Genomic DNA, 10,560 nt, shown 5'->3' with positions numbered 1-10,560 from the left:
CCGCCGGATGTTCCGGCTATGAGGTCAACGTGAACAGACCCAGTGGCGTCGGCATAGCTGGCGGTATCGATGCCCGGGCCGCCAATCAAGGTGTCGTTGCCGAGGCCGCCGATGAGAAGATCGTTGCCGGTGGCTCCGTCCAGGATCGGGAAAAAGGCGATCGTTGCAGTATCGGAACCGTACTGAGTGAAGCCGCCATCACCCGCGAGGATGTCGTCTCCGCTGCCTCCGCTCAGCGTATCATTGCCCGCATTGCCCGCCAGGGTATTGTTGCCGGAATCGCCAAAAAGCTGGTCGGCACCATGGTAACCTTCGAGGTTCTCTATGCTGGTAAGCGTGAAAATCGTGCCGGAGATGCTCTGCGCCTGCCCCTGCAGTGAGAGTGAGGCGACCACATTGTTTTGCGTGAACTGAACCGTGTCGGATCCTTCGCCGCCATCGATGATCTTCCTGCCCGTAGAAATGGTGAAGAGGTCGTCGCCGCCATTACCGGAGAGCGTGTCCTTGCCGCCGTAGGTAGTGAACCAGTTTCCCTCATCGTTGCCGGTCAGGACGTCATTCCCGGCGCCAATGTCGGTGATGATGTCTTCGATGCTGATGAAAGTGTCGTGCCCGGCTCCGACGGTGTCCTGCGCGACGCCGTCCAGACGAAGGTCGACCGTGACGCCCGCCCCCCCGGTGTAGAGATAGACCCGGTCATTGCCATCGCCGCCGTCATAGACGTCGTCGCTCACCCCTTCGCCGTAGGTCCATTGCTCGGCTAGCCAGTCGTCGCCCGCGCCGCCCGACAGGTGATCGGGTCCGAGACCGCCGTAGATATGATCGTTTCCGTCGCCGCCGCTGAGGTCATTGGCGCCATCATCGCCCACGATGAAGTCACCGTAAGCCGAGCCAATGACGTTTTCGATCGACGTTAGTGTGTCGGTGCCTTCGCCGGTGCCCGAGTGATCGCCCAGATTGACCGACACGGCGCTTCTGGCCGTCGCATAACTCGCCGCGTCAGTGCCGGTGCCTCCATCGAGGACATCGTCGCCCGGACCACCCATCAACGTGTCGTTCCCGTCGCTGCCCGACAGGCTGTCGTTGCCGCCGAGGCCCTTGATCACATCGTCGCCGGTCGTGCCGGTCAGTGTGTCGTCACCACCCGTGCCCACAATGTCTGTCATCGCGATTGTCCCCCAGATATGCGGTTGAGAGACGCTCGCTCACAGCAGCCGGACGACTACACGCTGCTCCCTACCCCGGAGAGCAACCTAGCGGCAGCAATTAAGCCGTCAACTGCAGTAGGTTAATGGTCGGCCTTCTCGCGCGCGGGTGTGTCGTCCTGAAGCAATCCTTCGAAGCGGAGGACGTTGCGGACCGAATCCCGCTTCTGCATCCGCTCGTAAAAGGCGCGGAGGTTCGGCCATTGGTCGAGGCCGATCATCTTGTCGGCCCAGCGGGTGATCACGAACAGATAGGCATCGGGAAGGGTCAGCTCCTCGCCCATCAGGAACGGCCCTTCGCCAAGCCGCTGGTCGATCCAGCTCAGCTTCTTCGCGAGGTCCCCCTTCACGAACTGCTTCACGTCGTCGCTCGCGTCGCGGCTGAACAGGAAGCTGAACCTCTTGTGCAGCTCGGTGGTGATGAAGTTGACCAGCTCCAGCACCCGGTAGCGGCTGAAGCTGCCGAGCGGCGGAAGCACTTCGGGCCAGGCGGCGCGGTCGCCGATATATTGCAGGACCACCGCATTCTCGGTCAGCACCTCTCCGCTGTCGAGCTGCAACGCCGGCACCGCACCCTTCGGATTGATGTCGAGATAGTTGCTGCCGTCCTCGAGCGTCTTGGCCTTGAGGTCGACCTTCACCGCGTCGTGATCGAGCCCGATCTCATGCAGCAGGATGTGCGGCGCCTGGCTGCAAGCGCCCGGTGAGTAATAGAGCTTCATCGCCTCTGCCTCCGCTTAGTCCGCGCCGTTGGCGGTCGTGTCGTTGACGTCCGGGCTGTCGTCGCCGTTCACGAGCTGGTTGGAAGGGGTTGCGCTACTCTCGTCGGGCGGCAGCGCCTCGATGTCGGGCGGCGGCCCTTCCTCATTGTCGAGAGCGACCTGGTTCGCGGCCGCATTCTGCTGCGGAGCGCTTTTGTGGCAGCCGGCAAGCGCTGCGACAGCCGCAAGCGCGATCAGCGGCCTAGGAGCATTTGGCATAAGTGAAGCTCGCGGTCGGGTTGGATTCGGTTCGGATCAGAAGCGTTTTCTGCAGCTGCAGCGACTGGTATTTCTCCCAGCTCTGACCTTCGCCGGTGAAATGGAACGTCCCGGATGCGGAACTCGCGTCGTCCTGCACGTCCGCAGTGGGAACGGCCCGCGACTCGTAGAAGCGCAGCTCCCGGGGAGCAATGACGAGGAGGCCCTTGGCGTCCCCGCGCTTCGACGTGCAATCCCCCGGTGTCAGGCCCCACCGTCCGATCAGTGCCGCGGGGAGGGCGGGCACGTCGCCCGTCGGCAGGCTGGCCGGCACGGCCTGAGCCTCGGATCGGTTCTGCGGCGGCCCGCCGCTTGCGTTGGCGGCGGGGGCAGGGGCGTTGGTGACCACGGCGACGGTGTTTCCGGCATCCTTGGCGACCGGACCGGAAGTGCCGCATGCGACGAGCGCGGCACAGGCGGCGCAAGCGGCACCGGCCGCGATGGGAGCGAGAGAGCGATTCACCCGACCCCAACGCGCTCACCGCACAGCCGTATCCCCGAAGGCGTTCTCTTTGTCCCGCAGCGGGCCGTCAGCCCATCGTCGGGATGACGAACGCGTTCTCGCCGGTGGTGCTGCCGTCGGGCCAGCGCTGGGTCACGACCTTGGTCTTGGTCCAGAAGCGCAGGCCCTCCTGCCCGTACTGGCCGATGTCGCCGAACCCGGAGCGTTTCCAGCCGCCGAAGCTGTGGTAGCTGACCGGAACCGGGATCGGCACGTTGATGCCGACCATGCCGACATTGACGCGGGCCGTGAATTCACGCGCGGCGTGGCCGTTGCGGGTGAAGATCGCGACGCCGTTGCCATAGTCGTGCTCGCTCGGAAGGCGGACCGCCTCGTCGAAGTCGGCCGCGCGGACCATCTGCAGGACCGGGCCGAAGATCTCGTCCTGGTAGCTTTTGAAGCTCGGCTTCACATGGTCGAAGAAGGTCGGCCCGATGAAGAAGCCCTCCTCGTGGCCCTGGAGCGCGAAGCCGCGTCCGTCGACGACCAGCTCGCCGCCTTCGTCGATGCACATCTGGATATAATGCTCGATCCGCTGGCGGTGAGCGGCGCTGACCACCGGCCCGTAATGGGCCTCGGGATCGGTCGAGACGCCGACGCGCAGCGCCTCGATCGCCGGGATGAGCTTCTCGCGCAGCGCATCGGCGGTCTTGTCGCCGACCGGGACCACGACCGGCAAAGCCATGCAGCGCTCGCCAGCGGAGCCGAATGCCGCTCCGGTCAGGTCGTTCACGACCTGGTCGAGGTCGGCGTCGGGCATGACGATGCCGTGGTTCTTGGCGCCGCCGAATGCCTGCACGCGCTTCCCGTTCGACGTGCCGCGCGAGTAGATATACTGGGCGATGTCGGACGATCCGACAAAGCTCACCGCGGCAATGTCCGGGTGGTCGAGGATCGCGTCGACCATCTCCTTGTCGCCGTGGACAACGTTGAGGATGCCGTCGGGCAGGCCCGCTTCGGTCATCAGCTCGGCGAGGCGGATCGGAACGCTGGGGTCGCGCTCGGAGGGCTTCAGCACAAACGCATTGCCGGCGGCGATGGCCATTCCGAACATCCACATCGGGATCATGGCCGGGAAGTTGAACGGCGTGATACCGGCGCCGATGCCGAGGGGCTGTCGAGCGGAATAGACGTCGATCCCGGGTCCGGCGCCAAGCGTATATTCGCCCTTCAGCGCCTGCGGGATGCCGCACGCATATTCGATGACCTCGAGCCCGCGCTGGACGTCGCCGCGGCTGTCGGCGAGCACCTTGCCATGCTCGGACGACAGAAGCTCGGCAAGCTCGTCCATGTGCGCCTCGACCAGTTCCTTGAACTTGAACATGACCCGGGCGCGCCGCTGCGGGTTGGTCGCCGCCCACGCCGGCTGCGCCGCCTTCGCCGCATCGACCGCCTTCTGGAGATCGGCAGCCGTTCCAAGCCGGACCTGCGCCTGGGCCTGGCCCTGGTTGGGGTCGAACACCTCGGCCTGCCGCTCGCCCGAAGCGAAGCTGGAGCCGCCGATGAAATGGTCGATGCTGCGAAGCATGGATACGCGTCCTCGTCGAGTCTGTTGGGTTGCCGCGCCACTAGACCCGCGTCCGCGCAAATGCCAGTTGCCCCATGCCGAATGCAGGGAGACTCGCGATGTACAGATTGACGGCATTAGCGGCCCTTGCCGCCATCGCAGCTGCCCCGCCGCCGTCGACCGATGCCAGGCTGCGCGCAATCGTCGCGCCAGTCAGCCAGGCGCAGCTTCGACGTACGATCGAGAGCCTGGTCAGCTTCGGCACCCGCCACACCCTATCGTCGCAAACCGACCCGAAGCGCGGCATCGGCGCGGCCCTGGAATGGACGCGCGGCGAGTTCCAGCGGGACTCGGCGGCGTGCGGCAACTGCCTGACCATCGTCGACCCGTCGGAAACGGTCACCGGCTCCCGCATCCCGACGCCGACGCGCGTCCGCGACATGGTCGCCATCCAGCGCGGTACCGAGCGGCCCAACGACGTCGTCATCATCCAGGGCCATATCGACAGCCGCGTCACCGACATCATGAACGCCAACGCGGAGGAGCCGGGAGCGAACGACGACGGGTCGGGAACAGCCGCGGTCCTGGAGGCGGCGCGCGTCCTCTCCAGGCACAGGTTCCCCGGCACCATCGTCTACGCGGCGCTGTCGGGCGAGGAGCAGGGCCTCTACGGCGGCAAGGTCCTCGCCGATTACGCCAAGGCCCAGGGCTGGAACGTCGTCACCGTCCTCAACAACGACATCATCGGCAACAGCTGCGGATCGGACGGCGTGTGCGATTCCACCCATGCCCGGGTTCTCTCCGAAGGCCCACGGTCGCAGGGCGAAGCCGACCTCGCCGCCGCGTCCCACAGCCTCGGCGGCGAGAACGACAGCCCGTCGCGCAACATCTCGCGCTTCCTCGACAGCCTTGCCGACCGCCTCAATATCGGCCTCGACGTCCGTCAGATCTGGCGCACCGACCGCTTCGGCCGCGGCGGCGACCATATCCCGTTCCTTGAGATGGGCTATCCAGCTGCCCGGATCAGCGTCGCGGTCGAGAACTACAACTGGCAGCACCAGGATTTGAGGACCGAGAACGGCATCCGCTACGGGGACACCATCGACCACGTCGATTTCGCCTATCTCGCCAAGATAACCAAGCTCAATGTCGCCGCGCTCGCCGCCATCGCCAGTGCCCCACCGCCGCCCGCGCCAAAGGTGGAAGGCGCGGTTAGTACGCAGACCGATTTGCGGTGGCCATGCCTTCCAGGAGTCGGTGGCTACATGGTCCGCTGGCGACGAACGGACGCCAGTCAATGGCAGCAATCGGAGCGCGCGAGCAACGAATGTGTAGGCGGCCTTGCCCTGATCAGTTTGCCCCACATCCGCGTCGACGACTGGGTTTTCGGCGTGTCCTCGGTCAGCAAGGACGGCTTCGAAAGTCCCGTCGCCTCGGCAGTACCGGGCGGTGCATTTCGGCCATACGTCGCGGCGCCTCCGAAGAAGTGATTCGTCACCCCGGCCTTGAGCCGGGGCCTGCCTTTCCTACATCGAAAAGAAGGCGGATCCTGGATCAAGTCCGGGATGACGAATGTTGTGCCTTGGAAGGAGCAACCATGGCCGGCGGATGGACTCGCGACGGCGCGGTTCAGGACCAGATCGACGACACCGTGAAGGACGCCGTCCTTCGCGCCCGCTCGCTGATGGCGCATGGCGACAGCGCCGAGGAATGCGACGATTGCGGCGAGCCGATCCCGAAGAAACGGCGCGATGCGCTGCCCGGCGTCCGAACCTGCATCGCCTGCCAGCAGGAGCGCGACAAGGCCGTCGTCCACTCCACCATCAACCGCCGCGGCAGCAAGGACAGCCAGCTGCGCTGATCGGCCTGTCCTACACCGCTCGCCCCGGTTACAGCGGGGCGAAATGACGATCGCGGCCACTCCGTCACCCTCGCTTGCGCAAAGGTCACAGCCCGTCGCGCCGAATGTCGCCGCTTCCTCTCTCGGCGAAAGCGCAATCGCCGACGTTGAAAGTGCATCGAACGTGACCATCGTGACTTTCTGATGCCCCGCAACCGACCCGCCGGCCTGCCGAGCCGCAAGCAGATCCTCGATTTCATCGCTTCCTCCGACCAGCCGGCCGGCAAGCGCGAGATCGCCCGCGCCTTCGGGCTCTCCGGCCAGGACAAGATCGACCTCAAGCGCCTGCTCAAGGACATGGCCGACGAGGGGCTGATCGACTCGTCGCCCGGCCGCGCCTTCCATCAGTCGGGCGGCGTTCCGAAGGTCACGGTGCTCCGCATCACCGAGGTCGACGACAGCGGCCACGTCTTCGCGGTGCCCGAGCAATGGCACGCCGAAACGCCCCCGCCGCGCCTCCGCTTGCAGGAGCGCGGCCGCAAGTCGGCGCTCGGTATCGGCGACCGAGTGCTCTGCCGGACCGAGCAGCACGGCGACCGTTGGATCGGCCACCCGATGAAGAAGCTCGCCAGGTCGGCCGAGCTGGTGCTGGGCGTCGTCCGCCGCGACGGCGATCGCGCCTGGCTGTCGCCGGTCGACAAGCGCGAACGCCGCGAGTTCGCGATTGCCGACCTCAAGGACGCCGAAGCCGGCGACCTCGTCCTCTGCGAAATCAGCGGCCGCCCGCCGCGCGTCACCGCCCGCGTCGATGCCGTCCTCGGCGACCCCTTCGCGCCGCGCAGCTTCTCGCTGATCGCGATCCACAAGCACGGCCTGCGCCACGAATTCACGCAGGACGCGATCGACGAGGCGCACCGCGTCTCGAAGTTCCCAATCCTCCCCGGGACGGGGAGGGGGACCGTCCGCAGGACGGTGGAGGGGGGCGAGCGAAGCGAGCCTGGGGCAGCAAACGAGACCGGCAAGCGTGGAGAGCGGGGCCCCCGCCACCACTCGCCTTCGGCGAACGGTCCCCCTCCCCGTTCCGGGGAGGATTCAAGGGAAGATCTCACCCATCTCCCCATCGTCGCCATCGACCCCGAGGATGCCCGCGACCACGACGACGCCATCTGGGCCGAGCCGGACGGGGAGGGCGGCTGGAACGCCATCGTCGCCATCGCCGACGTCAGCTTCTACGTCCGCCCCGGCTCCGAGCTCGACCGCGAGGCGTGGGCGCGGGGCAACAGCGTCTATTTCCCCGACCGCGTCGTGCCGATGCTGCCCGAGGAGCTGTCCGCCGACATCTGCTCGCTCAAGGAAGGCGCCGATCGCGCGGCCTTGGCGTGCCATTTGAAGATCGACAAGCATGGCGAGATCAAGGGCTGGCGCTTCACCCGAGCCAAGGTCCGAATCGCCGCGAACATCGCCTACGAAGACGCCCAGGCAGCAATGGACCGGGCCGAAAAAATCCTCCCCGGAACGGGGAGGGGGACCGCCGAGCGAAGCTCGTTGGTGGAGGGGGCCCGCTCCGTCAGCCCTGACGGGCTGCCACCTCCCCGTTCCGGGGAGGATTTGATCGAAGTCTCCTCCTCGCCCTGCTCGATGCCGCCCATCGAACCGATCGAGGGCCCCGTCCCGGCCGAGCTCGTCGAAAAGGCGTTGAAGCCTCTCTGGGCCTGCTGGCGCGCTCTGTTCGCCGCCCGCCAGAAGCGCGACCCGCTGGAGCTCGACCTGCCCGAGCGCCGCGTCGTCCTCGACGAAAAGGGCCGAATCGCCTCCATCGCCCCGCGCGACCGGCTCGACGCCCATCGGCTGGTGGAGGATTTCATGATCGCCGCCAATGTCGCCGCCGCCCGCGCGCTGGAAGCGAAGAAGGCGCCGGTCATGTACCGCGTCCACGAGCCGCCTAGCCGGGAAAAGCTGGTCGCGCTCAAGGATTACCTCAAGACCTTCGGAGTCGAATTCACCCTCGGCCAGGTGATCAGGCCCGGCACCTTCAACCGAGTCATCGAGCGGGTGGGGGACAGCGAGGGGCGCGAGGAGATCATGGAGCAGCTCCTGCGGACGCAGATGCAGGCGCGCTACGGCCCGGAGCGCCTCGGCCACTTCGGTCTCGCGCTTGCGACATATGCCCATTTCACCTCGCCGATCCGCCGCTATGCCGATCTCCTCGTCCACCGTGCACTGGTCAGCGCCTACGGGCTCGGCGAGGGCGGCCTGCCGCGCGGCGAGGACGAGAAGTTCGAGCAGATCGGCGAGACGATCTCGATGCTGGAACGACGCGCGATGGAAGCGGAGCGCGAGACCGTCGACCGCTACGTCGCGGCATATCTGTCGGACCGCGTCGGACAGCTCGTCAACTGCCGGATCAGCGGCGTGCAGCCGTTCGGCTTCTTCGCCACGGTCGAGGACCTCGGCGGCGACGGGCTGGTCCTCGCAAAGGACCTCGGTCAGGAATATTTCCGCTTCGACGAAGCCGCGAAGGCGCTGGTCGGCGAGCAGAGCGGCGAAACCTACCGAATGGGCCAGCGCCTGACGCTTCGCCTGGCGGAAGCCAACCCGGTGTCCGGATCGCTCCGGTTCGAGCTTCCGGAGGGCAGCTACGGCGGTCCCGCGCCGCGGCCGCGCTCCGACCGCGTCCGAAGCACGGGCCGTCGCGGACGCCCGGCGAACATCCGCCACTCCAGCCGCCGTCGCTGAGACCGGTCGCAACCTTTGCGCGGCAGCGTCATTTGAAACTGCGCCACCGAGGAGACCCGCAATGGCCTACAGAATCGCAATCATCGTCGGCAGCCTTCGGGAGGGCAGCCTCAACCGCAAGATGGCGAGGGCGATCTGCAAGCTTCGCGACGACAATCTCGATTGCTCGATGGTCGAGATCGGCGATCTGCCCCTCTACAACCAGGACGCCGACGCAACCCCGTCAGAGCAAGTCGTGCGTTTCCGGCAGCAGGTCGCTCCGGTCGACGGAGTGCTGTTCTGCACGCCCGAATATAACCGCGGCGTCCCCGGAGTCCTCAAGAACGCGATCGACATCGGCTCCCGCCCCTATGGGCAGAGCGTCTGGGACAAGAAGCCGGCGGCAATCGTCAGCGTGTCGCCCGGGGCGCTCGGCGGGTTTGGCGCCAATCATCAGCTGCGGCAGGCCTGTGTGTTCCTCAACATGCCGGTGATGCAGCAGCCGGAAGCCTATTTCGGCCATGTGACCGACGACAGTTTCCAGCAGAATGGGGAGCTGGCGGACGGATCGCTCAAGGATCTCGTGACGAAGGTCGCGCACGCTTTTCACGACTGGGTCGACATGATCCACCGCTCGCGCCAGGCCCTTGCCGAGGACGCGGCCCACGCGGCTCAACAGAAGGAACATGCATGATCCTTCTGGCGAGGGCTAGGGCGGCGGGTTAGATCGGCGCCGGAACAACCGTCGGAGGATGTCAATGGAGCTTCCCTGGCTTTCACGCTGGCAGCCGCAGCTGCTCGCCGTGTTGAGGATCGTCGCAGGTCTCCTGTTCGTCGAGCACGCGACCCAGAAGTTCTTTGCCTTTCCGGTGCCGTTCCCGATGCCCGGTCCGCTGCCTCCCATCGAGGTCGCGGCCGCCACGATCGAGCTGTTCGCCGGCGCCCTCGTCACCATCGGGTTGTTCACCCGCCTCGCGGCCTTCATCGCCTCGGGCGAGATGGCGGTCGGCTATTTCATGGCGCACTTCCCGAAGAGCTTCTGGCCGGCGGCGAACATGGGCGAAGCGGCGATCCTGTTCTGCTTCATCTTCCTCTACCTGGCCGCCGCCGGGCCAGGGGCATGGAGCATCGACGGGCTGAGGCTGCGCAACCAGCGCATTCACTGATCTTCGTTACAGCCTTGGCAGGGTAACGCCCTTCTGGCCCATATATTTGCCGGCGCGGTCGGCATAGCTGACCTCGCAGGGCTCGTTACCCTGCAGGAACAGGAACTGGCAGGCGCCCTCGTTGGCGTAGACCTTGGCCGGAAGCGGGGTGGTGTTCGAGAACTCCAGCGTCACATGGCCCTCCCAGCCGGGCTCGAGCGGAGTCACGTTCACGATGATCCCGCACCGCGCATAGGTCGACTTGCCGAGGCAAATGACGAGCACGTCACGCGGCACCCGGAAGTATTCGACGGTGCGGGCAAGCGCGAAGCTGTTGGGCGGAATGATGCAGACGTCGGTCTTGCGGTCGACGAAGCTGTTGTGGGCGAAGTCCTTCGGGTCGACGAGCGCATTGTCGACGTTGGTGAAGATCTTGAAGTCGTCCGAGACCCGGGCATCGTAGCCATAGGACGACAGGCCATAGCTGATGCAGCCCTCGCGCCGCTGGCTCTCGACGAACGGCTCGATCATGCCGCGATCCCGGGCCTGCTCGCGAATCCAGCGGTCGGACAAAATCGCCATTCCGAGTGCCTAACGGGACCGCCCGACCGCTTCAATTTGGTCCGG

The 10,560-nt window shown here is 66.1% G+C and carries 11 protein-coding genes; 5 read left to right on the top strand and 6 right to left on the bottom strand.

What is annotated here, in order from left to right:
* From JOZ79_RS14085 to JOZ79_RS14065, 5 genes are all read right to left on the bottom strand, one after another.
* Positions 1-1,166, bottom strand: a 1,166-nt coding sequence (locus JOZ79_RS14085) for a calcium-binding protein (protein ID WP_294075430.1), incomplete at its 3' end; no start/stop codon positions are given.
* A gap of 122 nt (positions 1,167-1,288) precedes the next feature.
* Positions 1,289-1,927: a glutathione transferase GstA gene (gene gstA, locus JOZ79_RS14080; protein ID WP_294075427.1), complete on the bottom strand. Its 639-nt coding sequence runs from the start codon at positions 1,925-1,927 to the stop codon at positions 1,289-1,291.
* A 15-nt stretch (positions 1,928-1,942) separates the two neighbouring features.
* The gene (locus JOZ79_RS14075; RefSeq protein WP_294075425.1) at positions 1,943-2,185 is read right to left on the bottom strand and encodes a hypothetical protein; all 243 of its coding nucleotides are present in this window, start codon (positions 2,183-2,185) and stop codon (positions 1,943-1,945) included.
* On the bottom strand, positions 2,169-2,687 hold the full coding sequence (locus JOZ79_RS14070) for a hypothetical protein (RefSeq protein ID WP_294075423.1): 519 nt from the start codon (positions 2,685-2,687) through the stop codon (positions 2,169-2,171). The genes JOZ79_RS14075 and JOZ79_RS14070 overlap by 17 nt, the downstream gene beginning before the upstream one ends.
* 67 nt (positions 2,688-2,754) lie before the next feature.
* Positions 2,755-4,254: a CoA-acylating methylmalonate-semialdehyde dehydrogenase gene (locus tag JOZ79_RS14065; protein ID WP_294075421.1), complete on the bottom strand. Its 1,500-nt coding sequence runs from the start codon at positions 4,252-4,254 to the stop codon at positions 2,755-2,757.
* Between the two features lie 98 nt (positions 4,255-4,352).
* Here JOZ79_RS14065 and JOZ79_RS14060 point away from each other — a divergent pair, with 98 nt between their 5' ends.
* The 5 genes from JOZ79_RS14060 (at position 4,353) to JOZ79_RS14040 (ending at position 9,954) form a co-directional block, all read left to right on the top strand.
* Complete coding sequence (locus tag JOZ79_RS14060) at positions 4,353-5,723, top strand: M28 family peptidase (RefSeq protein WP_294075418.1); 1,371 nt, start codon at positions 4,353-4,355, stop codon at positions 5,721-5,723.
* Positions 5,724-5,830: 107 nt separating this feature from the next.
* Positions 5,831-6,094, top strand: coding sequence for a DksA/TraR family C4-type zinc finger protein (locus tag JOZ79_RS14055; protein WP_294075415.1), 264 nt, complete (start codon positions 5,831-5,833; stop codon positions 6,092-6,094).
* A gap of 183 nt (positions 6,095-6,277) precedes the next feature.
* Positions 6,278-8,809, top strand: coding sequence for an RNB domain-containing ribonuclease (locus JOZ79_RS14050; protein WP_294075412.1), 2,532 nt, complete (start codon positions 6,278-6,280; stop codon positions 8,807-8,809).
* 61 nt (positions 8,810-8,870) lie between these two features.
* On the top strand, positions 8,871-9,482 hold the full coding sequence (locus JOZ79_RS14045) for an NADPH-dependent FMN reductase (RefSeq protein WP_294075410.1): 612 nt from the start codon (positions 8,871-8,873) through the stop codon (positions 9,480-9,482).
* Between the two features lie 64 nt (positions 9,483-9,546).
* Positions 9,547-9,954 (top strand): DoxX family protein, encoded by a 408-nt coding sequence (locus JOZ79_RS14040; RefSeq protein WP_294075407.1) that lies wholly within the window; start codon positions 9,547-9,549, stop codon positions 9,952-9,954.
* A 6-nt stretch (positions 9,955-9,960) separates the two neighbouring features.
* Here the strand turns inward: JOZ79_RS14040 and dcd are convergent, their stop codons facing one another.
* Positions 9,961-10,515, bottom strand: a complete 555-nt coding sequence (dcd, locus tag JOZ79_RS14035) for a dCTP deaminase (RefSeq protein WP_294075404.1) — start codon at positions 10,513-10,515, stop codon at positions 9,961-9,963.
* Positions 10,516-10,560: the final 45 nt, after the last annotated feature.

The organism is Sphingomonas sp. (genome assembly GCF_019242355.1).
Classification (GTDB): Bacteria; Pseudomonadota; Alphaproteobacteria; order Sphingomonadales; family Sphingomonadaceae; genus Sphingomicrobium.
This window is presented reverse-complemented; position numbering and strand designations above follow the sequence as displayed.